The organism is Pelagovum pacificum (assembly GCF_016134045.1).
Taxonomy (GTDB): Bacteria; Pseudomonadota; Alphaproteobacteria; order Rhodobacterales; family Rhodobacteraceae; genus Oceanicola; species Oceanicola pacificus_A.
On record NZ_CP065915.1, the window covers coordinates 1,195,077 to 1,221,392 of the forward strand.

Genomic DNA, 26,316 nt, shown 5'->3' on the forward strand with positions numbered 1-26,316 from the left:
CAGTGACGGGCCTTCCCTCGCGATCCTTGATATCGCGTGAAAAGCGGCGTCGACGCCGCTTTTTTCCGTCCTGAGACGAACACACGGCAGGGGCATCGACCATGCGGCGGCTGATCTTCCCGATCCTCTACGGCCTTGGTGGCTGCGCGATCCTCATCGCGCTCGGCGTCTGGCAGATCCAGCGGCTCGAGTGGAAGACCGCGATCCTCGACGAGATCGAGGCAACCATCGCCGCCGACCCCGTGCCGCTCCCCTCCGACATCGACCCCGAGGCCGACCGCTACCTGCCGGTCGAGACGGACGGTCAGGTCACGGGGCAGGGGCTCCGGGTGCTCGTCACGCCCTCCGGCCTCTCGGCCGGCTATCGGCGCATCGTTCCCTTCGAGGTGGGCGATCGGACGATCCTGCTCGACGCCGGCTGGGTTGAACTTCAGGACGACCCCAGGATTCCCGAGGAAGCGCTGCAAGTCGTCGGCAACCTGCACTGGCCGCAGGAGCGCGACGGCTGGACCCCGGAGCCCGAGGGCGACCTCTGGTTCGTGCGTGACGTCGCGGCGATGGCCGAAGCGCTCGACACCGAGCCGGTGATGCTGATCGGCCGGTCGTTCTCCCCGACCATCCCCACGGTCCCGCTGCCGGTCGGCACCGAAGGGATCAAGAACGATCACCTCGAATACGCGATAACATGGTTCCTTTTGGCCCTCGTATGGGCGGGCATGACGGGGTATCTCGTCGTCCGGACGCTACGGAAGAAGGAAGAGTGATGCGCTACGTCTCGACGAGGGGAGCCGCCCCCGCACTCGGCTTCGAGGACACGATGATGACCGGCCTCGCCCGCGACGGTGGCCTCTACGTGCCCGAGGACGTGCCCACCATGTCCGCCGCCGATATCGCCGCGCTCGCCGGACTGCCCTACGAAGAAGCCGCCTTCCGCGTCATCCGCCCCTTCGTCGCCGATGCCTTCACCGAGTCGGAACTGCAGGACCTGATCGCCAGGGCCTACGCCGGCTTCGGCCATCCCGCCCGCGCACCGCTGAAGCAACTCGGCCCGAACCAGTTCCTGCTTGAGCTGTTCCATGGCCCGACGCTCGCCTTCAAGGACTTCGCGATGCAGCTGATCGGCCAGCTGATGCAGGCCGCGCTGCAGCGCTCTGGCGAGCGGATCACGATCGTCGGCGCCACCAGCGGCGACACCGGCTCCGCCGCGATCGAGGCGTTCCGCGGCCTGCCCAACGTCGATGTCTTCATCCTCTACCCGCACGGCCGGGTGTCCGAAGTGCAGCGCCGCCAGATGACCACCCCGGTGGAGGACAACGTCCATGCCCTCGCGCTCCACGGGCATTTCGACGATTGCCAGGCGCGGCTGAAGGACATGTTCAACGATCACGAGTTTCGCGACGGCGTGCGGCTCGCCGGCGTGAACTCGATCAACTGGGCGCGGGTGCTCGCGCAGGTCGTCTACTACTTCACCGCCGCGACCACGCTCGGCGCGCCGCATCGCACCATCGACGTCACCGTGCCGACCGGCAACTTCGGTGACATCTTCGCCGGCTGCATCGCGCGCCGGATGGGGCTGCCGCTCGGCCGGCTCTATGCCGCAACCAACCAGAATGACGTGGTGAACCGCGCGTTGAAATCCGGTCTCTACCAGGCCACGGACGTCACGCCCTCCTACAGCCCCTCGATGGATATCCAGGTGTCCTCCAACTTCGAGCGCGCGCTGTTCGACGCCTACGGGCGCGACGGCAACGCCGTGCGCCAGCTGATGGATGACATGCGCGACCACGGCCAGTTCAAGATCAGCCAGGGCGCGCACGAAGCCCTGACCGAGGTGCTCGGCTCCGGCATGACGCTCGAAAGCGCGACGCTCCAGCGGATCCAGACGACCCTGGCCGAGACGGGGGAACTCGTCTGCCCGCACACGGCCGTCGGCCTCGACGTGGCAGAGCGCAAGGCGGGCGACGCGCCCATGATTACGCTCGCCACGGCGCATCCCGCAAAGTTCCCTGACGCCGTGGAAGAAGCGACCGGCATACGTCCGCCTCTTCCATCCCGCATGTCGGATCTCTATGACAGGCCGGAACGGGTGACGGAGGTCGAGAACGACCTCGGTGCCCTTCAGCAGCTTATCAGGGACCGCATTTCCAAGTGACCGTCCAGACCCATACGCTTTCCAACGGCTTCCGTATCGTCACCGAACTGATGCCGAGCATGAAGTCAGCCTCGCTCGGGATCTGGATCAATGCAGGCGGCCGGCACGAGCGGGCGGACCAGAACGGTATCGCCCACTTCCTCGAACATATGGCCTTCAAGGGCACGAAGCGGCGCAGCGCGCTGCAGATTGCCGAAGAGATCGAGGACGTCGGCGGTTACATCAATGCCTACACCAGCCGCGAGATGACGGCCTACTACGCGCGCGTGCTGGAAGAGGATGTCGACCTCGGCCTCGACCTGATCGCGGATATCCTCCTCAACCCGGTCTTCGACGAGCGCGAGATCGAGGTGGAGCGCGGCGTGATCCTGCAGGAAATCGGTCAGGCGCTCGACACGCCGGACGACATCGTCTTCGACTGGCTGCAGGAAGTGGCCTATCCCGATCAGCCGATGGGCCGTTCGATCCTCGGCCCGGCGGAGCGGGTGCGCCAGTTCGGCAGGCAGGACCTGACCGGCTTCATCGGCGAACATTACGGTCCCGGGCAGATGATCCTCGCCGCGGCGGGCAAGGTCGATCACGATCACCTCTGCCGCGAGGCGGAGCGCCTGTTCGGCCACCTCGATCCGGTGAACATCAACTTCCAGACCGAGCCCGCGATCTTCGGCGGGGGCGAACGCCGAGAGCACAAACGCCTTGAGCAGGTGCATTTCGCGCTTGCCCTCGAAGGGCCGGACTACCGCGACCCGGCGATCTACACGGCGCAGGTCTATGCCACGGCGCTTGGCGGCGGCATGTCCTCCCGCCTGTTCCAGGAACTGCGCGAGAACCGTGGCCTCTGCTACACGATCTTCGCGCAGGCCGGTGCCTATGCCGATGCCGGGCTGACCACGATCTACGCCGGCACCGCCGCCGATCAGATCGAGTCGCTGGCCCACCTCACCATCGACGAGATGAAGAAGGCCGCCGACACACTGACGGAGCCCGAGATCGCCCGTGCCCGCGCCCAGATGAAGGCGGGGATGCTCATGGGGCTCGAAAGCCCGTCCAACCGCGCCGAACGGCTGGCGCGGATGATCTCCATCTGGGGCCGCGTGCCGACCATCGACGAGACCGTCGAACGCATCGACGGCGTCACCCGCACCGCCGTCCACGACTTCGCCGCCCACATGGCCGGGCAGGCGGGCACCGCCCTCGCGCTTTACGGGCCGATCGAGACTGCCCCGAGCCTCGATTCCCTGCGCGAGCGTTTTGCCGCGTGATGCTGAGGGTGCGTCGCAAGGTCCGCCTGGAAACAGAGCGCCTGACCTTACGCCCGCCGCAACATGCCGATTTTACGCCCTGGTCGACCCTCCGCCGCGTCAGCGCCGACTTCCTGAAACCGTGGGAACCGACCTGGGCTGACGATCACCTTACGCGCAAATCCTTTACGAACCGTGTCTACTGGGCCCAGCGGGCGATCGCCGGTGGCACGGAGATCCCGCTCTTCCTGATCCGGCGGAGCGATCAGGCCCTGCTCGGCGCGATCACGCTCTCCAACATACGGCGCGGGCCCGCGCAGGCGGGCACCACAGGCTACTGGATCGGCCAGCCCCATGCGCGGCAGGGCTACATGCAGGAAGCAATCGAAGCGGTCGTTCACCACGCCTTCCACGTCCTCGACCTCTCGCGGATCGAGGCCGGCTGCCTGCCCGAGAACACACCCTCCCGCCAGCTGCTCGAGAAGTGCGGCTACAAGTACGAGGGCGTCGCGCAGAGCTACCTCCAGATCAATGGCCGCTGGCGCAATCATGTGCTCTACGCCAATCTTCGCAGCGACCGGCGCGGCAAGACCGAGGTCGGCTGACACTTCACGCGAATGCGAACACGGGGGCGGCGCCGACTCGCTTAACCTTTGGTCATGCGCCATCTCCTCAGCCTCGCCCTCAGCCTCGCCACCGGCTCCGCCCTCGCGCAGGAGGGGCGGATGTCCCACTGCATATCCCTCGTCGAAAACGTTCACGGGCTGGAGGTCATCCCCGCCGCCTACACCGATCCGGTGCCGGGCGACTCCGTGCGGATCACCTACATCGATCACTCCCAGTTCCTGATCCAGACGGAGGGCGGCTTGTCCGCCATCACCGACTACAACGGCTGGATCGGCCCGGCCCGGGTCGTGCCGGACGTGGTAACCATGAACAACGCGCACAGCAGCCATTGGACCGCGCTTCCCGACCAGCAGATCCCTCACATCCTCGAAGGCTGGGGCACCGTCGAAAATCCGCAGCGCCATCACCTCGATCTCGAGGAAATGCTGGTTCGCAACGTCCATACCAACACGCGCTCGGGCATGGGGGAGCGGATCAACGGAAACTCCATCTTCGTATTCGAGGCCGCCGGCCTCTGCATCGGCCACCTCGGCCATCTTCACCATGAACCGACGTCCGAGCAGTACGCCGCGATCGGTCGCCTCGACGTCGTGATGGCTGCCGTCGATGGCGGCCTGACGGTCGACCTGCCGACCATGGTCAGTATCATCGAGCGATTCCGCTCCTCCGTCGTGATCCCGATGCACTGGTTCGGTCGCGCCACGCTCGACCGGTTCCTTGACGACATGGACGGCCAGTTCGCAATCGAACGCGTGTCCGGTAACGAACTCACCGTGTCGCTGCGCACGCTGCCCGACATGCCGACCATCATGGTGCTGGAACCGCGTCTTCTTTCGGACGAGTGACTTGCACCGGACACCTGTCGGTGCATTGTCCTCCCCATGCTGAACGATGCCGATGACGACTTCCTGTCCCGCCTCGACCTTCCCGACGCCGCCTTCCGGGAGACGACCGAAGCCTACCTGAAAGAGCCGCGTGGCCGATATCACGGCAAGGGCCGCGTGATTGCGCCGGGCTCCACCGATGAGGTCTCTCGCCTCCTGCGTGCCTGTCACGAGGCCGCGGTGCCCGTGGTGCCGTACAGTGGCGGCACCGGCCTCGTCAGCGGTCAGATCATGGAGAGCGGGGCGAAACCCGTGATCCTGTCCCTCGAGCGGATGTCTGAGGTCCGGGCGCTGCACCTCACCGAAAACGTTCTCGTCGCCGATGCGGGCTGCATCCTCGCCGATGTCCAGAAAGCTGCAGCCGACGTGGATCGCCTGTTTCCGCTGTCGCTCGCGTCCGAGGGCTCCGCCCGGATCGGCGGCTTGCTCGGCACCAACGCGGGGGGCGTTAACGTTCTCCGCTATGGCAATGCACGCGCGCAGGTGCTCGGGCTTGAGGCCGTGCTTGCCGACGGCACGGTCTGGAACGGGCTCGGGCGGCTCCGCAAGGACAACACCGGCTACGATCTGAAGGATTTGCTGATCGGCAGCGAAGGCACGCTCGGCATCATCACCGGCGCGAGCCTGCGGCTGATGCCACGCCCCGCCGTCGAAGGTGCCGCCATCTTTGCCGTCCATTCACCACAAGCCGCGCTCGACCTGTTGGCGCTCGTTCAGGGTCAGGTGGCGGAAGGCGTCTCCGCGTTCGAGCTGATGCACCGGCAGGGTCTTGATTTTCTGGCGGAATCCGGCCCCGAAGTCCGCACGCCTTTCGCCGAACAGCCCGACTGGATGGTCCTGATCGACCTCGGTCTGCCCGCTGGTCTATCGCCTGACGAGGCACTTGAAACCCTGTTCGAAGCCGCGGTGGAGGCCGACCTCGCCTACGATGGCGTCATCGCCCGGTCGGAGGCGCAGCGCCAGGAATTCTGGACGATGCGCGAGACGATCCCCGAAGGAAACCGGCGCACCGGCTCGATCTCGTCGCACGACGTTTCGATCCCGCTGTCGAGCATCCCTCACTTCATCGAAGAAGGTCGCCGCCGGATCGCGAAGCTGGGTGACATGCGGATCAATTGCTTCGGCCACCTCGGCGACGGTAACCTTCATTACAATGTCTTCCCCGGTCCGGGCCGGAAGCGGGAAGAATACGCCAACCAGCAGTCCGAGGTGAAGCGCACCATTCATGATCTCGTGCACGAGATGGAAGGGTCGATCAGCGCCGAGCATGGAATCGGTCGTGCCAAGGTCGAGGATCTGGCCCGCTACGCCGACCCAACCAAGCTGTCGATGATGCGGGCGATCAAGCAGGCGCTGGATCCGCAGGGCATCCTTAATCCGGGCGTTATCCTTGAGACGTGAAAGGTGCTCGCCAGTCAGCCGTTGACGATTTGTTAAGCAACTGGGGCGATTGTGAAATTACGGCTGGAGCTGCCTCGAGTCCCCTCAAGGTGCACAGTTGCCCCGTCCCTCTCGCTCTGTCTGTCGGAGCAGGTCCAAAACGGACCGGGGGCGGGGTGTTTGCCGTGATCAGAGGCCTTCGAACGCGCAAAGTGCGTGCACTTCCATTCCCTTGGCCTCGAGGACTTTGCGCCCGCCAAGCTCTGGCAGGTCGATGATGAAGGCACAGCCCACGACCTCCGCCCCGAGCCGCTCCAGAAGGTTAATGCCAGCGCTTGCGGTGCCACCCGTGGCAAGCAGATCGTCGACCAGAAGAACACGCTCGCCGGGTTCGATGGCGTCGTCGTGCAACTCCATCACCGCTTCGCCGTATTCGAGTTGATAAGCCTCCGATATGGTTGCGCCCGGCAGTTTACCTTTCTTGCGGATCGGGACGAAGCCGACCGAAAGCTGGTGCGCCATGGCGCCGCCCACGATGAAGCCGCGCGCCTCGAGGCCCGCAACCTTGTCGATGCGCAGGCCTGCAGAAGGGTGCAGCAACTGGTCGACGGCGATACGGAAACCCCGCGGATCGGCGAACAGCGTCGTCACGTCCCGGAAAAGGATCCCCTCGTGCGGGAAATCGACGATCGTTCGGATGTAATCCCTGACCGTTCGGGTATCTGGCATCGGGGCGGCTCCTTTTCGCTGACAGGGTTAACCCTGTCCCGAAGCGCCGCACCGTCGCAAGGCCGATCAGCGGCGGCGAAGATTGCGGTAGAGGACGTCAGCGATCCAGTTCAGATGCGGGCGGCTCCAGTCCAGACGGTCCGTCGTGAAGTAGGATTTTGCAGCAATCAAAGACATTTCCAATTCCCTTCCAATCGCGGGGTGGTTAACACCTCCCCGTGGCCTGTATATGATATGTATATACACGAGCTATACGCTAATTCAAGGCGGGATCGGACGACGAGGTAAGGATTTGGTAAAGAAAGACACCGGAAAGGCGGGCAAGAAGGACAGCCAGCTCATCCTGCGCCTCGACAAGGAAGAGCGTGACGAGTTCATCAAGCTCTGCAAGAAGATGGATACCAGCGCCGCGCGGGAAATCCGCGCGTTTATCCGCAAATTTCTGAAAGATAACGGTTAAAGGACCCGTCCGGCCACCGCGTCGAGCTTCGCCAGCAGGGTTGGATCGCGCTTGTCCGGGGCTGTCATGATCGCATGTTCCAGCGCGCGGTCGCAGCCGCAGGGGCAGGGCGACAGTGCGGATTCACGCGATGCGATCGCGAGGATCAGACGACGCGCATTGTCCGCATTGGCCCGCAAGGTCGCCCCGATCTGGGCGATATCGACCGTGCCGTGGTCCGGATGCCAGCTGTCGTAGTCGGTCACCATTGCGACTGACGCGTAGCAAAGCTCTGCCTCCCGGGCGAGCTTGGCCTCCGGCATGTTGGTCATGCCGATGACGTCGGCGCCCCAGCTTTCGCGGTACATCTTCGACTCGGCGAGGGAGGAGAACTGCGGCCCCTCCATGGCAAGGTAAACGCCCCCGCGATGGTAGGGGACGCCGATCGCCTCCGCGGCCTGTTGCGCGATATCGCCAAGTCGCTGGCAGACAGGATGTGCAACGCTGACATGGGCGACACAGCCCGCGCCGAAAAAGCTCTTCTCGCGGGCGTAGGTCCGGTCGATGAAATCGGAAACGATTACGAAGTGCCCGGGCGCCATGCGCTCTCTGAACGAGCCGACGGCGGACATCGAAATGACCTCCGTGCAACCAAGTCGCTTCAACGCATCGATATTCGCGCGGTAAGGGACACTCGTCGGAGAATGGACATGGCCTCTCCCGTGTCTCGGCAGGAAGGCCATCGGCACATCATCGAGCGTCCCCGTCAGGATCTGGTCGGAGGGAGCGCCCCAGGGCGTTTCGACACTCTGCCATTCCGCATCGTGAAGCCCGTCCACATCGTAGATACCGGAGCCCCCGATCACGCCGATCATGCGGTTAACCATGCCGTCAGTCCTGCGTTGCCCTGAGACAGAGTGCGTCGCCGAAAGTACACGCGCACGCCGATATGCGCTTGACGCATACCCGCTATGCATCGGGTAAACGTGCCTTTCGGGACATGATGACATACTCCCCCAGCGGATATCCGCTAGATGACGTTTGGAGACAGCATGGCGCGCACAGCATTGGCCGCCTTTGGCGAAAGCATTGGTCGCGGGCTTGTCCCGCCCACCCTGAGTGGCGGACAGCTCCGGACCGAGGTCCTTTCCGGCCTGACCGTCGCGCTCGCACTCGTGCCCGAAGCGGTCGCGTTTGCCTTCGTTGCTGGCGTTAACCCTCTTGTCGGTCTTTACGCCGCCTTCATCGTGGGCCTCATCACGGCCCTGATCGGCGGGCGACCGGGCATGATCTCGGGCGCGACCGGTGCACTTGCCGTCGTGATGGTAAGCCTCGTTGCAGAGCACGGGGTCGAGTACCTGTTCGCCACCGTCGTTCTGATGGGCGTGATCCAGATCGCGGTTGGCGTTCTGAAATGGGGTAAATTCATTCGGCTCGTTCCGCATCCGGTGATGCTCGGCTTCGTGAACGGCCTTGCGATCGTCATCTTCCTCGCCCAACTCACGCAATTCCAGGTCCCGGGTTCCGCCGAAGTGTCCGGTCACGGAATGTCGGGCGGCGAATGGCTCTCGGGTGCGTCCCTGTATCTGATGCTGGCTCTCGTTGCGCTAACCATGGCGGTCATTTGGTTGATGCCGCGATTGACCACGACCATCCCGGCGCCGCTGGCCGGCATCGGTCTCGTCGCGGTGATCGTCATCGTCTTCGGCCTGGACGTGCCGCGGGTCGGCGACATGGCCAGCATCCAGGGCGGGCTGCCGCCGTTCCATGTGCCGCTCGTCCCGCTCAATTGGGAAACGTTTGAGATCATCCTGCCTTACGCGGTGATCCTTGCCGCGATCGGCTTGATCGAGAGCCTGCTGACCCTGAACCTGGTGGGCGAGATCACGAACGAGCGGGGCGGCGCGAGCCAGGAATGCGTGGCGCAGGGCGTGGCGAATACCGTGACCGGCTTCTTTGGCGGCATGGGTGGTTGCGCCATGATCGGCCAGTCGATGATTAACGTTAAATCCGGTGGGCGGACCCGAATCTCCGGCGCTTGCGCGGCAATCTTCCTCCTGCTCTTCATCCTCGTCGGGTCTTCGATCATCGAGCAAATCCCGCTCGCCGCGCTGGTGGGTGTCATGTTCATGGTGGTCATCGGGACGTTCGCCTGGAACTCCCTGAAAATCATGACGAAAGTTCCGCGCGCGGATGCGTTCGTCACGATCCTGGTGACCATTGTCACCGTCGCGACGGACCTTGCCACGGCGGTGGTGGTCGGCGTCATCGTCTCCGCGCTGACCTATGCCTGGCAGAACGCGACGCGCATTTCCGCGTCGACCTACGTCACGCCGGAAGGCGCGAAGGTTTACCGTATCGTCGGCCCGCTGTTCTTCGGCTCCACCGACGGCTTCATCGAGATGTTCCAGCCGGAGTCCGATCCGGCGCTTGTCATCGTCGACTTCGAGGCGAGCCGTGTCGTCGACCAGTCAGCGCTGCAAGCGATCGAGGCGCTGGCCGCGAAATACGAGGCGGTCGGCAAGCGGCTGCAATTGCGACATCTTTCCCATGATTGCCACCGGCTTCTGTCGAAAGCCGGACACCTCATGGTCGATTCCGATGACGATCCCGATTACGCCCTCGCAGTGGACTACGGCGTGCGGACCGGGATCCTCGGCGGGCACTGAACAGGTAAAGGGCTGCGTTAACGCACAGCCCTTTAACCATCTCGCAGCTTGAGAGGAGCGGGGCGGTTAATCGTCCGGTCGCGTCAGCGCGAACTTCTCTGTCACGCGCGTGTAGTCGCGGTAGCCCATCCGGGCCAACGCTTCGTATCTGGTCGGGTCGAGCTCGCCGTTCACCATGGCATCGTCGGCAATGTGAACCCCGACGACTTCGCCGAATGTGACGAAGTTGGCCTCGCCCGGAAGTTCGACGATCTTCACGAGCCTGCATTCGAGCGTCGCCGGCGCAGCAGCTACGCGGGGGCAGTCGATCTGATTGCACTCGGCCTTCTCGATCCCGGCGATCTCGAACTCGTCGACTTCCATCACGACGGAAGCGGAGCTCGCGTTCATCGCGTCCTTCAGCGCGTAGGAGACGAGGTTAACGGCGAAGACCTCGCTCTCCCGAATGTTGGCGACGCTGTCCTTGGTGCCGTCCCTGTCGGCTTTGGCCGATGTGGAGGCGAACATCACCTGCGGCGGCGTGTAGGCGACCGCGTTGAAGAAGGAATAGGGCGCGAGGTTGTCGCGACCCTCCGAGCGGGTCGAGATCCAGCCGATCGGCCGGGGCACCACGATTGCGCTGAACGGGTTGTGGGACAGGCCGTGGCCGTCTTCGGGGCGATAGAACATCGGCGCTCCTTTGCGGTGGTTTGATCCCGGCATACCTGCGTGTTAACCGCGCTTCCAGCAGGGATCGGGAGGGGGCATGGACGGGCTCGCGCGTGAGCAGGCAGCGGATTGGTGGGAGGTCGAGGCGCTCTACGACCTTTGCTTCGCCCCGGGCCGCACCATGCTGTCCTCTTATCGCCTGCGCGACGGTGTCGAGCCCATTGCGCCCCTGTGCCTCGTCTGGCGGGACGACAGCGGCATCCTTGGCGGAGCGATCCGCGTCTGGCCGATCCGGATCGGCGCCGAAGAGGCCCTCCTCCTTGGTCCCGTGGCGGTTCACCCGACCCGGCAGGGCGAGGGGCTCGGTGCGATGCTGATCACCTCTGTCATCGAGCGCGCCGCGGCGCACGGTCACGCGCGGATCCTGCTGGTGGGCGATGCGCCCTATTATGGTCGCTTCGGTTTCATCCGGCTTGACGATGTGGAAATGCCGCCACCGACGAACCCCGACCGGGTGCTGGGGCTCGCCTTGGTCGAGGGAGCATGGGATGGCCTATCAGGGGTCGTAACCTCCGTCCGAGATTGAAATGGTTCCGGCATCGGACCATCTTGAGTTCATGGATCCGACCAAACACGACATGAAGCACGTCAACCCCGAGCCGCCGCCGGCCATTCTGGACGATGCGGCGCGGGAGGAGATCGCCGCCCTGGTCGATCGCCAGCGTCGTGCGCGGGGCCTTCTGATGCAGGTCGTCACCTTCGCTGGCGGTCAAGTCGAAGATGCCATGAAATTCTTGCCAAAAGGTGTACGTGGCAGGCTCGATCGCGCGGCGCGGGACGCCTTGGAGCGGTCTTACGAGGTCGCTTCGAAAACGTCCGGGCGGGCCACGGGCGACCGGTCCAACAAGGTGATCGCCACGATCTCTGGCGCTCTCGGTGGTCTTGGCGGGCTTCCGACAGCGCTTGCCGAATTGCCCGTCGCCACGACAGTGATCTTTCGCGCCGTTCAGGACGTGGCGAGCCGCAACGGCGAGGACCCGCTGTCGGCGGAAACCCGGACCGAGTGCCTTCGCGTGTTCGGCTCTGGCGGGCCGGGGGACGGCGACGACGGCGTCGACACGACGTTTGTCGGGGCCCGGCTCTCCCTGTCCGGGCCGGCAGTCCACAGGCTGATCGCGACGGTCGCGCCGAGGTTCGCGGCGTTGCTGTCACAGAAACTGGCCAGTCAGGCCGTTCCTGTTCTGGGCGCGGCCGCCGGAGCGGGCACGAATTATGCCTTCACCGGCTATTTCGTCGAGATGGCGCATGTCCATTTCGGCCTGCGACGGCTTGCCCGCACCTTTGGCGAGGAGCAGGTCCTCGACGAATTCCACCGCGTCCTTGCCAGCCGCAGCTACCCGGTCAAGCGCGCCTAGAGCCTCTTCGCGATGGCCGACAATAGGCTCGGGGCGACGGCGATAAGCAAGACTATTCGGACAACATGGTGAACGGTGATGTAAGCCACTTCGGCGTCCATCGACAGCGCGACCAGCGACATCTCCGTCAGCCCGCCGGGCGCGTAGGCGAGGAGAACCTGGGCGACTGTCTGCCCGAACACGCCTGCAAAAACCACGGCGAAACCAAGGCTTACCGCCAACATCACCGTTGTGGCACCAAGGCTCAGCAGCAAGGCGCGGGCGATGATCTGGGGTGGGGTGCCAAGGAACCGGCAGCCCATGATCGTGCCGAGGATGACCTGTGCCGCCATGACCACCCAGCCCGGCGGCACACCGCCCGTCCAGCCGAGCATATGCACCGTTCCGCTCACGATCATTGGCCCTATCAGGCCTGGCGCGGGCAGGTTCAGTCGAGTTCCGAAAACGTATCCGATCAGTCCGCTACCGATCAGTAGTGCGATGTCGGACAGTGCGAGCGGTGCGTGGCCGTCGCTCATCGAAACACCCGAGACGTCGAGCCCAAGCACGACGCGGAAGAAGAACGCGATAGAACCGATGGTGATGACGATCCGGGCCGCGTGGGCGAGGATGATACGGCGGCCGTCGCCACCCATGCTTTCCCCAATAAGCATCATCTCGGAAATACCGCCCGGCATCGCGGCGAAGAAGGCCGTCGGCGGGTCCATGCGCCCGATCTTGAGGTAGAACGGCACGACGAGGGCCGCCGCGACGATCATGTAGATGACGAGCACAAAGATCGACAGCAGCCAGCCGCTGATGTCCCCGAGCAACTCCGGGCTGAAGTTCGAGCCGAGGAGCACTCCGATAACGGTTACGGTGGGCTCGCGAATGCGCTCGGGTGGCAGCAGGGGCGCGCGAAGGAGAACCGCGATCAGGGTAAAGATCATCGCCCCAAGCATCCAGGCCAGCGGCAGCCCCAGCAGGAAGAAGATGGCGCCCCCGCTCGCCCCGATCGCGAGCGCAAGCCCCATGCGCGCTAGGATGCGGCGCGTTGTCCTGTCACGTAAGGCGTTGATCAATCGGCTTTCTCCGCCGTTCAGTCGGGCGCGCTGAAGGGAGCGGTGCGCCTGCGCGTTGGTCTAGGCCGCCTCTTCGGGGGATACAACCTCGGCCGGGAGTGGCGGAAAACGGACGGACGTCCAGTACCGGACAGCTGTCCGCTTTGCTGCACGCAGGCAGAGAGCGACAGCCAAGGGTTTTCCTCGGCGCTCAGGAAAGCTATTTCAGCCGCGATTGACTGAGGATCCACCGATGCCCATGGAAAAGACCTTCGACGCCGCCGAGGCGGAGCCGCGCCTCTACGACGCCTGGGAGAAGGCCGGCGCCTTCAAGGCCGGCGCCAATGCCCGGCGTGACGAGAGCTTTACCATCATGATCCCGCCGCCGAACGTGACCGGCGCGCTGCACATGGGGCACGCCTTCAACAACACGCTGCAGGACATCCTGATCCGCTGGCACCGGATGCGCGGCTTCGACACGCTTTGGCAGCCGGGACAGGACCACGCCGGCATCGCGACCCAGCTTCAGGTCGAAAAGATGCTTGCGTCTCAAGGCAATGAGGGACGGCGAGAGCTCGGTCGGGAGAAGTTCCTCGACAAGGTCTGGGAGTGGAAGGGCGAGTACGGTTCGACCATCGTCAACCAGCTTCGCCGGCTCGGGTCGTCCTGTGACTGGTCACGCAACGCTTTTACCATGGCCGGTGCGCCCGGTGATCCGCGCACGGGTCACGAAAATTCGCCCGACTTCCATGATGCCGTCATCAAGGTCTTCGTCGAGATGTACGACAAGGGCCTCATTTACCGTGGCAAGCGGCTCGTTAACTGGGATCCGCATTTCGAGACCGCGATCTCCGACCTCGAGGTCGAGAATATCGAGGTCGACGGCCACATGTGGCACTTCAAGTACCCGCTCGCCGGCGGCGAGACATATACCTACGTCGAGAAGGACGAGGACGGAAACGTGCTCTTCGAAGAGGAGCGCGACTACATCTCGATCGCCACGACCCGGCCGGAAACCATGCTGGGCGACGGGGCGGTCGCGGTTCATCCGTCGGATGAACGCTACGCCCCAATCATTGGAAAACTTTGCGAAATTCCTGTCGGTCCGAAAGAACAGCGGCGCTTGATCCCGATCATCACCGATGAATATCCCGACCCCGACTTCGGCTCTGGCGCGGTCAAGATCACGGGGGCACACGACTTCAACGACTACCAGGTCGCGAGCCGCGGCGGCATCCCGATGTACCGTCTGATGGATTCGCGCGGCCGGATGCGCGACGACGGGGCGCCCTATGCGGAAGCCGCGACCGAAGCACAGAACATTGCTGGTGGAGCCGAATTTACCGTCGCCGGCGTCGACGCCCTTAACCTTGTTCCCGATGACCTGCGCGGCCTCGACCGGTTCGAGGCGCGCGATGCCGTCGTGGCCCAGATCACCGAAGAGGGGCTGGCGGTCATGTGTCCGAAAACGGACCCGCGTCTCGGCCAGGTGAAGAAACCCGTCGCGCCGGAAGAAGGCGGAGAGGCGCGGGACGACGAACTCGTCCCCCTCGTTGAAGCGAAGAAGATCATGCAGCCGTTCGGCGACCGCTCCGGCGTCGTGATCGAGCCGATGCTGACCGACCAGTGGTTCGTGGATTCCCAGCAGATCGTCGGGCCCGCGCTCGACGCCGTTCGCGAAGGCCGGACGGTCATCATGCCCGAGAGTGGCGAGAAGACCTACTTCCACTGGCTGGAGAATATCGAGCCCTGGTGCATTTCGCGCCAGCTCTGGTGGGGGCACCGAATCCCGGTCTGGTACGACGAGGACGGTAACCATTATTGCGCTGCGACCGAGGCGGAAGCGATCGAGAAATCCGGTGGCAAGACGCTGGTCCAGGACGAGGATGTTCTCGACACCTGGTTCTCCTCGGGGTTGTGGCCGATCGGGACGCTCGGATGGCCTGAACAGACCGACGAGTTGCGCCGGTACTTCCCGACCGACGTCCTGATCACGGGCTTCGACATTCTCTTCTTCTGGGTCGCCCGGATGATGATGATGCAGCTCGCCGTCGTTGGCGAAGAGCCGTTTCACACCGTTTACCTGCACCAGCTCGTTCGTGACGAGAAGGGGCAAAAAATGTCGAAGACAAAGGGCAACGTCATCGACCCGCTCGAAGTCATCGACGAATACGGCGCCGACGCGCTGCGCTTTGCCAATGCCTCAATGGCGGCGATCGGCGGGGTGCTCAAGCTGAGCGTCGATCGCATCAAGGGCTATCGGAATTTCGTCACGAAGATCTGGAACGCCTGCCGTTTCGCCGAAATGAATGGTGTGTTCGAAAACTACAAGTCCGAGGGCTCGCAGCGACCTGAACCGACTGAAACGGTCAATAAATGGATAGTCGGTGAGACACTCCGGATCCGGCAGGAAGTCGATGAGGCGTTGGCGTCCTACCGGTTCAACGACGCTGCGAACGCGCTTTATGCCTTTGTCTGGGGTAAGGTCTGCGACTGGTATGTCGAGTTTTCCAAGCCGCTGTTGATGGACGGCACGGACGCCCAGAAGGCGGAAACCCGGGCCACGATGGCGTGGGTTCTGGACCAGTGTCTCATCCTGACGCACCCGTTCATGCCCTTCGTGACCGAGGAACTCTGGGGCCAGCTCGCCCCGCGGACCCGCCTGCTGGCGCTCACCGACTGGCCCGAGGATGACGTCGTGATCGACGCCGCGGCGGACGCCGAGATGACGTGGACGATCGGCTTCATCGAGGGGGTCCGGTCCGCGCGCGCGCAGATGAACGTGCCGGCGGGGTTGCGCGTCCCGGTGCTGCGGATCGAGTCCGACGAGGCTGCGCGCGAGGCGTGGCAGAACAACTCTGCGTTGATCCAGCGGCTGGCCCGTATCGAGAGCGTCGAGGACGCTGACGAGGCGCCCAAAGGTTCGATCACGATAACCACGAAAGGGGCGACGTTCGCGCTGCCGCTCGCTGATATCATCGACGTCGGCGCGGAGAAGGAGCGGCTTGAGAAGGTGCTCGGCAAGCTCGGCAAGGAGCTCGGTGGTCTGCGCGGGCGGCTCAACAATCCGAATTTCGTCGCGTCGGCGCCGGAAGAGGTGGTCGCGGAGGCCCGCGAAAACCTCGCGCTTCGTGAGGAGGAGGAGGCTCAACTGAAGTCGGCGCTTTCCCGGCTGGCGGAAATCGCCTGAGCCTTTTCAATCGGTCGCGTTCGGCTAGGGTCGAAGCATGAGTTTCTTCCTTCGCTTCCTTGCCGAACGCCAGATCGAGAAGGCGCAGTCCGATGGACAGCTGTCCGGAATCGCTGGCGAGGGGGCACCCTTGCCGGTCCGCGAGTCGTCGGGCGAGGATGCGGTGTCCGAAATCGGACACCGTGTGATGGCAGAGGCCGGGGCCGTGCCGGCGGAGGTCCAGTTGATTAACGATCTCTCGACGGCGAAGCGCGCCTGGCAGGCTGCGATCACTCCGGAGGAGAAGAAGGTCGCGATGGCGCGGTTCGCGGAGCTCGAGATGCGGCGAAACATGGCGGCGGAGCGCCGGCGTCGCGGCTGATCACCGCAGCGCCGTGACCCAGTTCATCGAGTCGAAGATCGGCAAATAGGCCCGTGCCAGACCGCGGAGCGACTCCCCGGTCAGGCTGTCCCGGATGTCCCACGCCTTGCTCGCGACGCCGAGGATTCGGGGGGCCAGCATAGGTTCGATCTGTTGATCGGACGTCGTGAATTCTGCCCAGAAACAGCCCTCTACACCGATGATGCGGTCCGCGATGTCCTCTGCGCCGCTGGGGACGGGCGACCAGTTGATCGTCTCTTCGAGCGGGATGAACGCGGCCCAGGACGCACCCCAATCGTCGGTTTCGGCACTGTGCGCCATGTCGAGGTAGACGTGCTGGGCCGGGCTCATGATGATGTCGTAGCCGGCGCGGGCGGCGTCGATGCCGGGACCCTGGCCGCTCCAGCTCTGAAGGATCGCACCGTGGCCGATGCCGCCATTGCTTCCGCGTGCGGCTTCTTCCCAAGCTACAGGGCTGTGTCCGTTTTCGGCCAGCTGTCCGGCGAGGCGTGCCATGGTCCAGCCCTGAACATCGTCGCGGGATGAGAGGCCTTCACGCTTCTTCAGCGCGTCGATCGCGGGCGATCCGTCCCACGCGCCGTCGGGAAGCTCATCACAGCCAAGGTGAATGAGGCCGAGCGGGAAAAGGCCGGCGACCTCGGCGGACAATTGTCCGAGAACCTCCCAAGTCTGGTCTGACGCGGGGCTGAGAACGTTTTCGGGATAGCCTTGAACGCTCGTTTCGGCCCCGGTGTCGGCGTCGTCACGCAGGCCGGGAAGAACCTTCGCCATGCCGTAGGAGTGAGCGGGAACCTCGATCTCGGGCAGCGTTCCGATATTGAGCGCCTGTCCGTGAGCGATGATTTCGGCAACGTCATCAAGGCTATACGTCCCACCTGCACGGGGGCCGCCGCCGAAGAGGCCAGGCAGCAACTCGCCTTCTCCCCGGAACGCGGTCTTCTGCCAGAGCTCCGGGACGCTCTCCACTTCGACCCGAAAGGCCTCGTCGTCGGCGAAGTGCCAATGGAAGCGGTTCATCTTGAGAAGCGCCATGAGGTCCATCAGGCGCTTGATCGTCGAGGGTTCGAAGAAGTGGCGGGCGCAATCGAGGTGCTGACCGCGCCATTCGAAGCGGGGCGCGTCCTCGATCTCACCCAAGGGGAGCTGACCTTCGTGAGTGTGCAGCAGCGTCAGAAGGGTGATCGCGCCGTAGAATCGGCCGCTCTCTGAGGATGCGGCGAGCGACACGCCGGACTCGGTGATGTTGAGCCGGTACGCCTCGGTTGCGAGCTGGCCGTCGACCTCCTGAATCAGGGGCAGGCCGTCGGGAATTAGGAAAGGGCCGAGCCCCGTGCGCTCGGCCAGCTGGACGACAGGCTCGAAATCGTCGCTGTCGGACACGAATCCGGTAACGGACACCTGTCCGCCAACAGGGCTCCACCGGGTCACGGGCGGGACGATACGGAGGTCGGGCATCTCGCCGGGCGGCAAGTCGCCTTGAGTCACACCGGCGGGCAGCGCGGGCAGCTCGATGATTTCACCTTCCGCGCGGAGATAGGCGCCAAGCGGGAGCCAGGCGCGGTTCGCGGGGCGAAACCCGCCGAGGTGCTGCAGGACGATTTCATGTCCTGTACCGGGCACGAGATCGGGAAGTTCGACTTCATGATAGCTGGCAACGGCCTGGACGAGCGTGCCGCCCCTTACGACTTTGGCCGGGGCCATCAGAGAGAAACAGAAGACCGGAGCGGAGAGGGGCCGGTCGCTGGTGACCTCTACGATTATCGAGAGGTCATCGAGTCTGGCGGACAGGTTCATGGTGGCCTCCGATCTTGAGCATCGCGGTCGAGGAATGCGCGTGCCGCCAAAGCTTTGCAAGTGTCGCAGGGGAGCGTTGCAGCCTTGCGGTGGTTGACGGCTTCGGCCATGCAACCAGAAGGAAAGTGAATCGGACGTGATGAGTGACGCGCTGACCCAGTGGACGACCTGGCGAGAGATCGGGGCCCAGCCTGACATCTGGCGGAGGTGGGAGCAGGACTTTGCGTTGCAGGACGTGCGGGCGTGGATTGCGGGACTGGATGTCGATGAAGTCTGGTTCTGCGGTGCTGGCAGCTCTGCTTTTATCGGGGATATCGTCGCGAGCGGGATAAAAGGCGAGCGGCCTTTCCGTTCTGTTCCCACGACGGACCTGATCAGTCGGCCGGATTTCTATCTGTCGGACAGGCGTCCGTTAGTGGTCAGTTTCGGGCGGTCGGGAGGGAGCCCGGAGACGCTGGGGTCGTTCGACGCGCTCGACGTGCTCACGCCTGACGCGCCGCGACTGAACGTGACCTGCAATCCCGACGGGGCGCTCGCCAAGCGAAAGGCGACGGGGGAATGCGGGGTGGTGGTGCTGCCGCCGCAGGCGCTGGACCAAGGCTTTGCCATGACCTCCAGCTTCACGACGATGCTGCTGACTGCGCTTGCCCTGTTCGATGCCGAGTCGCGCCAGCGGCCGTTCACGCAGCTCGCCGATGCGCTCGATATCCTGCTGCCGGAGTTTACCGCACTCGCGTCCGATACCGATCGGCCATCGCGTATCGTCTTTCTCGGCACGGGCGCGATGTCCCACGCGGCGCGGGAATCGGCGCTGAAGGTCCTGGAGCTGACGGCAGGGCGCACGGCGGCGATCTGGGACAGCCCGCTCGGGTTTCGCCACGGGCCAATGAGTTTCGTCGACGACGAGACACGGATTGTGCTCTTCACCAGTCGCGAGCCGCAGGCTGCGCGCTATGAGGCCGACTTGCTGGACGAGCTGTCGCGGCAATTCCCCGGGCAGGGCCTGACGACCGTGGGGGCGAATGCGGATTTCGACCCGAACGTCGATCTCCCCGACGCGTGGCTGACACCGATCGCTGTCGCTCTCGCACAGGTGCTTGGCGTGACCTGGTCCGATCGACTCGGCCTTGATGTGGATGATCCGTTCGCCGGCAAAGGCACGCTGTCCCGGGTCGTCAGCGGTGTGACGCTCTACCCCGTTCGCCGAAGCTGACGGACAAACGTCCGCTAACGGACGGCATCGAAATCGTTTCCATGTCCTGAAAATGAAAAACGGCGACGCCAGGGAGGAGGAGAGGCGCCGCCGTTTAAATCGTCAGACGCTCAGGGAGGAGGAGAGAGCGCCTTCCGATATGGTCCCGGTCCTGAGCCGCAGGGAGGAGGAGAGCGGCGTTCGGTCCGGGTCATCGATATCCCAGGGAGGAGGAGGGGCACCGACGAAGTCTTGCGAAGCTCGCGGTGGCATCCAGGGAGGAGGAGAGGATGCCACCGCGTCTTTGCATCGCAGACCCCAGGGAGGAGGAGAGGAGCCTGCGAATAGGGTCCGAAGAGGCGTCGGGCTCAGGGAGGAGGAGAGAGCCCTTCGGTCTTCGGATCGGCGATCCCCAGGGAGGAGGAGAGGGAACCGCCGAAACTGTTGGTCCTGGAAGGCGGCGACACCCAGGGAGGAGGAGAGGGTGCCGCCGCTTCTTCTAGGTGCGATCCGCTCAGGGAGGAGGAGAGAGCGAACCGCGCTCAGAGCTCTCAGGGAGGAGGAGAGAGAGCTCCGAACCTTGAATTACTTGCCGTAGGCGGCCTCACGGGCGATGCCACGGATTTGCGACCGGTGAACGCCGAGGTCGGCGAGATCGCGGTCGGTCAGCTGGCCGAGTTCGACCAGCGTTTGACGATAAACCTGATGACGGGCCTGGTGTTCCCGGAATTCGGAAACGAAGCCGTTGAAACGGGCGAAAAGGTTGTTGCCGGCGAGGCCGCGGGTGTCGGTATAGGTGGCCATGTTAGGCTCCTGCTGCTCAGTTCAAATTCGCTGCGCCGTTTGGCGCTCTCGAGACGATAGATAGGGAAATGCTGCAGCCGCACAATCCGTCACGTGCTCAACGCTGCCATGCAGAAAGTGCAAGGGATACGAATAATCGCTCGCGAAAGGCCAATGGTGAAAATTTTAGCGGAGTGTGAATGGATTCTCACCCTGGAACCCATATCTCGGAATTGAATGCCCGATTTGGACCAAATATCGACGACTGCGGGTGTAACTAAAAGGTAACGGCACGATGGCAAAAGAAGCTGTGCTCGAGGCACTGGAAAGAATCGGACTGCCGGACGGGGGCACGCTGGTCAGCCGGGACATGGTTCGCGCGCTCGCGGTCGAGGGTGGCGCGGTCAGATTCGTCATCGAAGCCCCGACGCCGGACATGGCCCGCGCGATGGAGCCGGTCCGCGCGGCGGCGGAACGTGTGGTGAAGGAGCTCGACTGGGTAACGTCGGTCTCCGTCGTGCTGACGGCGCACGGGCCGAAGGAAGCGCCGCCGGAGCCGGCGCCGTCACTGAAGGTCGGCCGGCACCCGACGAAGTCCGACGGGCCGGCGAAGGTCGCGGGGGTCGATCGCATCATCGCGGTCGGCTCCGGCAAGGGCGGCGTGGGCAAGTCGACCGTGGCGACGAACCTCGCGGTCGCGATGGCGCGGGAAGGGCGGCGGGTCGGGCTGCTCGACGCAGATATATACGGACCCTCCGTTCCCCGGATGATGGGGCTCGAGACCCGGCCGGCCTCTCCGGACGGCGAACATATCGAGCCTTTGCGGGCGCACGGTGTCACGTTCATGTCCATCGGGCTGATGCTCGAGGAGGGCAAACCGGTGATCTGGCGCGGTCCGATGCTGATGGGCGCGCTGCAACAGCTGCTCGGCCAGACGAACTGGGGCGAGCTCGACACGCTGATCGTCGACCTGCCTCCGGGGACGGGGGACGTGCAGCTGTCGCTCTGCCAGAAGTTCACCATCTCGGGCGCGGTGGTCGTCTCGACGCCGCAGGACGTCGCACTGTTGGATGCGCGCAAGGCGCTGGCGATGTTCGAAACGCTCAAGACGCCGGTCCTCGGCCTGATCGAGAACATGAGCACATATATATGTCCCAACTGCGGGCACGAGGCGCACCTCTTCGGTCATGGCGGCGTTGCGACGGAGGCGGAGAAGCTGTCGCTGCCGTTCCTGGCGTCGCTGCCGATCGACCTCGACACGCGACTCGGCGGTGACGGCGGCGTGCCGGTCGCGGCGGGCGACGGCCCGATGGCGGAGAACTACCGGCGGCTGGCGCGGCGTTTCATCGACGGCGGCATGGGGTAGGGCGCCCCGACAGTCGGACATCCGGATGCCGGTCCCTCTGCGGGGCCGGCATTTTTTGTCTCTACCTTCCCGAACCGAGCAAATCGGCGGTCGCTGGCCGGTCACATCGCGCGATCACGGCCTGAAATCATCACTTGGGGAGGTCCATGGAACTTCATGGTCCGCGTTGGGTCGGGGCAGTCCGGCAGCCCCGTGAGAGGGCCGTTTCGGGGGTTTGATGGTCCCGAGAGGGGATCAGTGGGGAACCTGCGGGATTTCATGGAACCGCCCGGACGAGCCCAAAAAGTTGTGGATAATGGTGTTCGCGCGCATCTGTTGCCTTGATCGTGATCCTGAAGACACAGCCGCGTTACTCCACAGCTGGTAGAATCGGGGCTGTGAATACCAGATTTAGTATCGTGCGGCCGTCAGGGTGATAAATACACCCTTCCCGAGCTGATCCGACTTTTCTGTGTCGGACCATGAGATTCAGTTAATTCCCGTCTCGATCCATGAATTCCCAGATTCCGATTGCCCGGGCCGGTTGGTCATGGCAAACCTGTTTCCAGAAAGAGGGACTACAAAAAAACGAACCAACGCAGGTTTCATACAGGCAACCCCGCTTTCTTAAAAACAGAATCCGACGCGGAGCGCAGAGCAGCATCCCCCCAGGTGTGCGCAGCGTGATCGGACTTTCCCGCGAGGGACCGGCGGCGGATCGAGCAGTAGGCAGCAGTTCGATCCGCCGTTCGTGTTTTCAGCGGCAACGATAACTCCGGGGGATGCGGGACGGGTCAGCGGCACTGTGACTCAAGTCAAAGGCTTCACAGGCACTCACACCCTAAAGGTGGATACGAAGGGACGGGTTTCTGTCCCTGCCGCCTTCCGTCGCATCCTTGCTGAAGCTGACTCCACCTACACCGACGGCGGCTCTGCCAAGTTCTTCCTGGCCTATGGTGCACACCTTAAGGACCGGCTCGAGATCTATACTGTCGAGGAATTCGCCCGCCGGATCGAGCAGATCAACGGCATGGCGGCTGGCAGGAACAAGACATTCATGCAGGAAGTCCTGCTCTCTTCCAGCGACGAGATGGAAGTCGACAAGGACGGCCGCACGATTCTTCCCAAGGCCCACCGCGAGAAGCTGGGCCTCGACAGCGGTGAGCTGCTGTTCAAGGGGATGGGCGACCACATCGTCGTCTGGGCCAAGGACACCTACGAGGCCACGCGCGGCGCGAAGGTCGCGCAGATGGCGGCCGAGCTCGGCGACGATTTCGACATCATGCAGCTTGTCGGCGGGTAGGCCATGAGTACGGCCGCAGCCCCCCACGTTCCCGTCCTGATCCGGCCGCTCATCGAAGCGGTCGCGCCTGTCTCCGGGACCTGGCTTGACGGGACGTTCGGGGCAGGGGGCTACACGCGTGCGCTACTGGACGCGGGTGCTGAAAACGTTATCGGGATCGACCGCGATCCGCTGGCCGCCGAGATGGCCGGCTGGGTCGCGGATGATCCGCGTATCGCCCTGATTCAAGACACTTTTTCCAACCTTGACGATCATGCGTCCGAGCTCGACGGAATCGTTCTCGACCTCGGTGTCAGCTCGATGCAACTCGACCAGGCGGAGCGTGGATTCTCCTTCAATACGGACGGGCCGCTCGACATGCGGATGAGCCAGGACGGGCCCTCTGCCGCCGATCTGGTCAATGATCTGGACGAGGGTCCGATTGCGGACATCCTTTTTCACTACGGGGAAGAGCGCGCCTCGCGTCGGATCGCCAAGGCCATCGTGCGGGAGCGCCCGCTATCCACAACCGGACAGCTGACCGCCATCGTCGAGAAATGCCTGCCGCGCCCGAAGCCGGGGCAAAGCCACCCCGCGACGCGGACGTTCCAGGCGCTGCGGATCGCGGTGAACAATGAATACGGAGAGCTCGCCGAGGGTCTGATGGCGGCGGAACGTGCGCTGAAGCCGGGGGGCATGCTGGCCGTCGTGACGTTCCATTCCATCGAGGACCGCATGGTGAAGCGATTCTTCCAGCTTCGGTCGGGTCGGACGGGCGGCGGCAGCCGTCACGCGCCCGCCGTGCAGGAGATCACGCCCGCGTTCGAGCTGGTGACGCGCAAGGCCGTCGGACCGGACGACCGCGAACTGGCGGAGAACCCGCGGTCGCGGTCGGCGAAGCTGCGGGTCGGGCGTCGCACCGACGCGCCCGCCGAAGAGATCGACAGAAAGCTTCTCGGGATGCCCGTCGTGAAGGGATTCGTTCAATGAGGATGATGCTTTACCTCGTCACCGCGCTTGGCGTGATCGCGCTGGCCTTCTGGGCCTACGACCAGAACTACCGCACGCAGGCGGCGATCCGCGACGTGCGCGAGCTGCACCGCGAGATCGGCACCGCGCATGAACGGCTGAACGTGCTGAAGGCGGAGTGGGCCTATCTCAACCGCCCCGACCGGCTGCGCGACCTGACCGAGCTGAACTACTCCCGACTGGAGTTGCTGCCGCTGATGCCCGACGGGTTCGGCCGCATCGACGAGGTCAACTTCCCGATTCCGCCGCTGAGCCCGATCCTCGACCCGGTCGAGATCGCCTCGCAGAACGCAGACGGGGAGGAATTCCCATGACCCGCAGACCGCTTCGCCCGCTCGCCCGGATCCTCAAGGCCCGTGCCGAGGGCGGCAACCCGGACGCGATCGAGGCCGAGAACCTGCGCCTGCGCCACGAGGAGATGCGCGACAAGGCCCGCGCGCGGGCCGAGGGGCGGCTCGTCGTGCTCGGCGCGATGTTCTTCCTCGCCTTCGCGACGGTCGGCGGCCGGATGGGCGTGCTCGCCGCGTCCGAAAGCTCCGAACCGCAGGTGAGCGCGGGCGGCAACCCGATCATCGGCACGCGCGCCGACATCGTCGACCGCAACGGCCGGATACTCGCCACCAACCTCGAGACCCATTCGCTCTATGCCCACCCGCAGGACATCCAGAACGCCGAGGCCGCGGCGCGCGGCCTTGTCGAGATCTTCCCGGAGCTGAAGTACGAGGACCTCTACGAGCTGTTCACCGGCGACCGCCGCTTCGACTGGATTCGTCGCGAGATCAGCCCCGAGCAGATGCAGGCGGTGCACGAGATCGGCGATCCCGGCCTGCTGTTCGGCCCGCGCGAGATGCGGCTCTACCCGAACGGGTCGGTGGCCGCGCATATCCTCGGCGGCGCCTCCTACGGCACCGAGGGCGTGAGCTCCGCCGAGGTGATCGGCGTCGCGGGTGTCGAGAAGTACTTCGACAACTACCTGCGCGACCCGGCGAACGAGGGTGCGCCGCTGGAATTGTCGGTTGACCTCACGGTGCAGGCGGCGGTCGAACGGGTGCTTCAGGGCGGCATGACGCTTATGAACGCCAAGGGTGCGGCGGCGACGGTGATGAACGTCCACACCGGCGAAGTCATTGCGCTGGCGAGCCTCCCGGACTTCGATCCCAACAAGCGACCGGTGCCGCCGCCCGGCGACCGCGACGACAGCCCGCTCTTCAACCGCGCGATGCAGGGCGTCTACGAGCTGGGTTCGGTCTTCAAGATCTTCACGGCCGCGCAGGCGATCGAGGCCGGGCTCGTCTCGCCCAGCACGATGATCGACACGAAGGGGCCGTTCTACTGGGGCCGCTTCCCGATCCGCGACAGCCACCGGATGCCCGACGAGATGTCTGTGTTCGAAGTTGTGACGGAAAGCTCGAACGTCGGCACGGCGCGGATCGCGCAGATGATCGGCGTGACGCGCCAGCAGGAATTCCTGCGCACGCTCGGCCTGCTTGATCCGACGACGGTCGAGATGGTCGAGGCGCCGACCGCGCGCCCGCTGCTGCCGCCGAACTGGTCGGAGCTCTCGACAATCACGATCTCCTACGGGCACGGCCTGTCCGTGTCGCAGCTCCATATCGCGCAGGCCTACGCGTCGCTGCTGAACGGCGGCACGCGGGTCACGCCGACGCTGGTGCGCCGGACGGGCGCGCCGGTGGTCGGTGAGCGGGTGGTGTCCGAGCAGACCTCGCGCGTCGCGCGCGAGATGCTGCGCGGTGTCGTCACCGGCGGGACCGCATCGCTGGCCGACGTGCCGGGTTACGAGGTGGGCGGCAAGACCGGCACCGCCGACAAGCCGACCCCGCGCGGCGGCTACTATGACGACCGGGTGATCGCGAGCTTCGCCTCGATCTTCCCGGCGAGCGATCCGGAGTACGTCCTCGTCGTGACGCTCGACGAGCCGATGATCTCGATTCTCGACGAGCCACGCCGCACGGCGGGCTTCACCGCCGCACCGCTTGGGGCGGAACTGATCCGTCGCGTCGCGCCGCTGCTTGGCATGCGGCCGGACGTTGAAACCTCCGTCCCGCTGGGTGTATCACTCACCGCGCAATAAACG

Annotated in this window: 24 protein-coding genes; 18 read left to right on the plus strand and 6 right to left on the minus strand. The window is 64.5% G+C overall.

The window, feature by feature from the left end:
* Nucleotides 1–101: 101 nt before the first annotated feature.
* Genes I8N54_RS06030 through I8N54_RS06055 form a run of 6 tightly spaced genes read left to right on the plus strand, consistent with a single transcriptional unit; the run spans nucleotide 102 to nucleotide 6,305 of the window.
* Nucleotides 102–764: an SURF1 family protein gene (locus tag I8N54_RS06030; RefSeq protein ID WP_140193419.1), complete on the plus strand. Its 663-nt coding sequence runs from the start codon at nucleotides 102–104 to the stop codon at nucleotides 762–764.
* Nucleotides 764–2,152 (plus strand): threonine synthase, encoded by a 1,389-nt coding sequence (gene thrC / locus I8N54_RS06035; RefSeq protein WP_140193418.1) that lies wholly within the window; start codon nucleotides 764–766, stop codon nucleotides 2,150–2,152. Before I8N54_RS06030 ends, thrC begins: the two co-directional genes overlap by 1 nt.
* Entirely contained in the window at nucleotides 2,149–3,414 is a 1,266-nt protein-coding gene (locus I8N54_RS06040) for a M16 family metallopeptidase (RefSeq protein WP_140193417.1), read from the plus strand. Before thrC ends, I8N54_RS06040 begins: the two co-directional genes overlap by 4 nt.
* On the plus strand, nucleotides 3,414–3,998 hold the full coding sequence (locus I8N54_RS06045) for a GNAT family N-acetyltransferase (RefSeq protein WP_140193416.1): 585 nt from the start codon (nucleotides 3,414–3,416) through the stop codon (nucleotides 3,996–3,998). The genes I8N54_RS06040 and I8N54_RS06045 overlap by 1 nt, the downstream gene beginning before the upstream one ends.
* A gap of 54 nt (nucleotides 3,999–4,052) precedes the next feature.
* Nucleotides 4,053–4,865, plus strand: a complete 813-nt coding sequence (locus I8N54_RS06050; RefSeq protein WP_140193415.1) for an MBL fold metallo-hydrolase — start codon at nucleotides 4,053–4,055, stop codon at nucleotides 4,863–4,865.
* A 36-nt stretch (nucleotides 4,866–4,901) separates the two neighbouring features.
* Nucleotides 4,902–6,305: an FAD-binding oxidoreductase gene (locus I8N54_RS06055; protein ID WP_140193414.1), complete on the plus strand. Its 1,404-nt coding sequence runs from the start codon at nucleotides 4,902–4,904 to the stop codon at nucleotides 6,303–6,305.
* A gap of 168 nt (nucleotides 6,306–6,473) precedes the next feature.
* Here the strand turns inward: I8N54_RS06055 and I8N54_RS06060 are convergent, their stop codons facing one another.
* Nucleotides 6,474–7,013: an adenine phosphoribosyltransferase gene (locus tag I8N54_RS06060; protein ID WP_140193413.1), complete on the minus strand. Its 540-nt coding sequence runs from the start codon at nucleotides 7,011–7,013 to the stop codon at nucleotides 6,474–6,476.
* 292 nt (nucleotides 7,014–7,305) lie between these two features.
* Here I8N54_RS06060 and I8N54_RS06065 point away from each other — a divergent pair, with 292 nt between their 5' ends.
* On the plus strand, nucleotides 7,306–7,473 hold the full coding sequence (locus I8N54_RS06065; RefSeq protein WP_197097488.1) for a hypothetical protein: 168 nt from the start codon (nucleotides 7,306–7,308) through the stop codon (nucleotides 7,471–7,473).
* Here the strand turns inward: I8N54_RS06065 and I8N54_RS06070 are convergent.
* Nucleotides 7,470–8,339, minus strand: a complete 870-nt coding sequence (locus I8N54_RS06070) for an S-methyl-5'-thioadenosine phosphorylase (protein WP_140193412.1) — start codon at nucleotides 8,337–8,339, stop codon at nucleotides 7,470–7,472. The genes I8N54_RS06065 and I8N54_RS06070 overlap by 4 nt on opposite strands.
* A gap of 165 nt (nucleotides 8,340–8,504) precedes the next feature.
* Here I8N54_RS06070 and I8N54_RS06075 point away from each other — a divergent pair, with 165 nt between their 5' ends.
* The gene (locus I8N54_RS06075; RefSeq protein WP_140193411.1) at nucleotides 8,505–10,121 is read left to right on the plus strand and encodes a SulP family inorganic anion transporter; all 1,617 of its coding nucleotides are present in this window, start codon (nucleotides 8,505–8,507) and stop codon (nucleotides 10,119–10,121) included.
* A 66-nt stretch (nucleotides 10,122–10,187) separates the two neighbouring features.
* On the opposite strand, the gene I8N54_RS06080 is transcribed toward I8N54_RS06075, so the two are convergent.
* The gene (locus I8N54_RS06080) at nucleotides 10,188–10,790 is read right to left on the minus strand and encodes a flavin reductase family protein (RefSeq protein WP_140193410.1); all 603 of its coding nucleotides are present in this window, start codon (nucleotides 10,788–10,790) and stop codon (nucleotides 10,188–10,190) included.
* A 76-nt stretch (nucleotides 10,791–10,866) separates the two neighbouring features.
* Here I8N54_RS06080 and I8N54_RS06085 point away from each other — a divergent pair, with 76 nt between their 5' ends.
* Complete coding sequence (locus I8N54_RS06085) at nucleotides 10,867–11,355, plus strand: GNAT family N-acetyltransferase (RefSeq protein WP_140193409.1); 489 nt, start codon at nucleotides 10,867–10,869, stop codon at nucleotides 11,353–11,355.
* Nucleotides 11,356–11,386: 31 nt separating this feature from the next.
* Nucleotides 11,387–12,184, plus strand: a complete 798-nt coding sequence (locus I8N54_RS06090; protein ID WP_231592458.1) for an EcsC family protein — start codon at nucleotides 11,387–11,389, stop codon at nucleotides 12,182–12,184.
* Here I8N54_RS06090 and I8N54_RS06095 read toward each other — a convergent pair.
* Nucleotides 12,181–13,245, minus strand: a complete 1,065-nt coding sequence (locus tag I8N54_RS06095) for an AbrB family transcriptional regulator (protein WP_232790440.1) — start codon at nucleotides 13,243–13,245, stop codon at nucleotides 12,181–12,183. The genes I8N54_RS06090 and I8N54_RS06095 overlap by 4 nt on opposite strands.
* Before the next feature lie 232 nt (nucleotides 13,246–13,477).
* Here I8N54_RS06095 and I8N54_RS06100 point away from each other — a divergent pair, with 232 nt between their 5' ends.
* Both I8N54_RS06100 and I8N54_RS06105 read left to right on the plus strand, forming a co-directional pair.
* Nucleotides 13,478–16,414 carry a valine--tRNA ligase gene (locus I8N54_RS06100; protein WP_140193407.1) on the plus strand — a complete coding sequence of 979 codons (2,937 nt, stop codon included), beginning with the start codon at nucleotides 13,478–13,480 and terminating at the stop codon, nucleotides 16,412–16,414.
* A 37-nt stretch (nucleotides 16,415–16,451) separates the two neighbouring features.
* On the plus strand, nucleotides 16,452–16,775 hold the full coding sequence (locus I8N54_RS06105; protein ID WP_140193406.1) for a DnaJ family domain-containing protein: 324 nt from the start codon (nucleotides 16,452–16,454) through the stop codon (nucleotides 16,773–16,775).
* Here the strand turns inward: I8N54_RS06105 and I8N54_RS06110 are convergent, their stop codons facing one another.
* Nucleotides 16,776–18,590 (minus strand): beta-N-acetylhexosaminidase, encoded by a 1,815-nt coding sequence (locus I8N54_RS06110; protein WP_140193405.1) that lies wholly within the window; start codon nucleotides 18,588–18,590, stop codon nucleotides 16,776–16,778.
* A gap of 139 nt (nucleotides 18,591–18,729) precedes the next feature.
* Here I8N54_RS06110 and I8N54_RS06115 point away from each other — a divergent pair, with 139 nt between their 5' ends.
* The gene (locus tag I8N54_RS06115; protein ID WP_140193404.1) at nucleotides 18,730–19,803 is read left to right on the plus strand and encodes an SIS domain-containing protein; all 1,074 of its coding nucleotides are present in this window, start codon (nucleotides 18,730–18,732) and stop codon (nucleotides 19,801–19,803) included.
* 564 nt (nucleotides 19,804–20,367) lie between these two features.
* Here the strand turns inward: I8N54_RS06115 and I8N54_RS06120 are convergent.
* Nucleotides 20,368–20,586, minus strand: coding sequence for a DUF1127 domain-containing protein (locus I8N54_RS06120; RefSeq protein WP_140193403.1), 219 nt, complete (start codon nucleotides 20,584–20,586; stop codon nucleotides 20,368–20,370).
* 274 nt (nucleotides 20,587–20,860) lie between these two features.
* Here I8N54_RS06120 and I8N54_RS06125 point away from each other — a divergent pair, with 274 nt between their 5' ends.
* The 5 genes from I8N54_RS06125 to I8N54_RS06145 all read left to right on the plus strand — a co-directional run bounded on the left by I8N54_RS06125 (nucleotide 20,861) and on the right by I8N54_RS06145 (nucleotide 26,313).
* Nucleotides 20,861–21,931, plus strand: a complete 1,071-nt coding sequence (locus I8N54_RS06125; RefSeq protein ID WP_140193402.1) for an Mrp/NBP35 family ATP-binding protein — start codon at nucleotides 20,861–20,863, stop codon at nucleotides 21,929–21,931.
* A 784-nt stretch (nucleotides 21,932–22,715) separates the two neighbouring features.
* Nucleotides 22,716–23,213, plus strand: coding sequence for a division/cell wall cluster transcriptional repressor MraZ (locus I8N54_RS06130; protein ID WP_269434059.1), 498 nt, complete (start codon nucleotides 22,716–22,718; stop codon nucleotides 23,211–23,213).
* A gap of 3 nt (nucleotides 23,214–23,216) precedes the next feature.
* Nucleotides 23,217–24,182 (plus strand): 16S rRNA (cytosine(1402)-N(4))-methyltransferase RsmH, encoded by a 966-nt coding sequence (gene rsmH, locus I8N54_RS06135; protein ID WP_140193400.1) that lies wholly within the window; start codon nucleotides 23,217–23,219, stop codon nucleotides 24,180–24,182.
* Nucleotides 24,179–24,535 carry a cell division protein FtsL gene (gene ftsL / locus I8N54_RS06140; protein ID WP_140193399.1) on the plus strand — a complete coding sequence of 119 codons (357 nt, stop codon included), beginning with the start codon at nucleotides 24,179–24,181 and terminating at the stop codon, nucleotides 24,533–24,535. Before rsmH ends, ftsL begins: the two co-directional genes overlap by 4 nt.
* The gene (locus I8N54_RS06145) at nucleotides 24,532–26,313 is read left to right on the plus strand and encodes a peptidoglycan D,D-transpeptidase FtsI family protein (RefSeq protein WP_140193398.1); all 1,782 of its coding nucleotides are present in this window, start codon (nucleotides 24,532–24,534) and stop codon (nucleotides 26,311–26,313) included. The genes ftsL and I8N54_RS06145 overlap by 4 nt, the downstream gene beginning before the upstream one ends.
* The last annotated feature ends 3 nt before the right edge of the window (nucleotides 26,314–26,316 follow it).

Coding starts and splice junctions, on each gene's coding strand:
- I8N54_RS06030 (WP_140193419.1), top strand. CDS start 102: ATGCGGCGGCTGATCTTCCCGATCCTCTACGGCCTTGGTGGCTGCGCG.
- thrC (WP_140193418.1), top strand. CDS start 764: ATGCGCTACGTCTCGACGAGGGGAGCCGCCCCCGCACTCGGCTTCGAG.
- I8N54_RS06045 (WP_140193416.1), top strand. CDS start 3,414: ATGCTGAGGGTGCGTCGCAAGGTCCGCCTGGAAACAGAGCGCCTGACC.
- I8N54_RS06050 (WP_140193415.1), top strand. CDS start 4,053: ATGCGCCATCTCCTCAGCCTCGCCCTCAGCCTCGCCACCGGCTCCGCC.
- I8N54_RS06055 (WP_140193414.1), top strand. CDS start 4,902: ATGCTGAACGATGCCGATGACGACTTCCTGTCCCGCCTCGACCTTCCC.
- I8N54_RS06060 (WP_140193413.1), bottom strand. CDS start 7,013: ATGCCAGATACCCGAACGGTCAGGGATTACATCCGAACGATCGTCGAT.
- I8N54_RS06070 (WP_140193412.1), bottom strand. CDS start 8,339: ATGGTTAACCGCATGATCGGCGTGATCGGGGGCTCCGGTATCTACGAT.
- I8N54_RS06075 (WP_140193411.1), top strand. CDS start 8,505: ATGGCGCGCACAGCATTGGCCGCCTTTGGCGAAAGCATTGGTCGCGGG.
- I8N54_RS06080 (WP_140193410.1), bottom strand. CDS start 10,790: ATGTTCTATCGCCCCGAAGACGGCCACGGCCTGTCCCACAACCCGTTC.
- I8N54_RS06085 (WP_140193409.1), top strand. CDS start 10,867: ATGGACGGGCTCGCGCGTGAGCAGGCAGCGGATTGGTGGGAGGTCGAG.
- I8N54_RS06090 (WP_231592458.1), top strand. CDS start 11,387: ATGGATCCGACCAAACACGACATGAAGCACGTCAACCCCGAGCCGCCG.
- I8N54_RS06100 (WP_140193407.1), top strand. CDS start 13,478: ATGCCCATGGAAAAGACCTTCGACGCCGCCGAGGCGGAGCCGCGCCTC.
- I8N54_RS06105 (WP_140193406.1), top strand. CDS start 16,452: ATGAGTTTCTTCCTTCGCTTCCTTGCCGAACGCCAGATCGAGAAGGCG.
- I8N54_RS06110 (WP_140193405.1), bottom strand. CDS start 18,590: ATGAACCTGTCCGCCAGACTCGATGACCTCTCGATAATCGTAGAGGTC.
- I8N54_RS06115 (WP_140193404.1), top strand. CDS start 18,730: ATGAGTGACGCGCTGACCCAGTGGACGACCTGGCGAGAGATCGGGGCC.
- I8N54_RS06120 (WP_140193403.1), bottom strand. CDS start 20,586: ATGGCCACCTATACCGACACCCGCGGCCTCGCCGGCAACAACCTTTTC.
- I8N54_RS06125 (WP_140193402.1), top strand. CDS start 20,861: ATGGCAAAAGAAGCTGTGCTCGAGGCACTGGAAAGAATCGGACTGCCG.
- rsmH (WP_140193400.1), top strand. CDS start 23,217: ATGAGTACGGCCGCAGCCCCCCACGTTCCCGTCCTGATCCGGCCGCTC.
- ftsL (WP_140193399.1), top strand. CDS start 24,179: ATGAGGATGATGCTTTACCTCGTCACCGCGCTTGGCGTGATCGCGCTG.
- I8N54_RS06145 (WP_140193398.1), top strand. CDS start 24,532: ATGACCCGCAGACCGCTTCGCCCGCTCGCCCGGATCCTCAAGGCCCGT.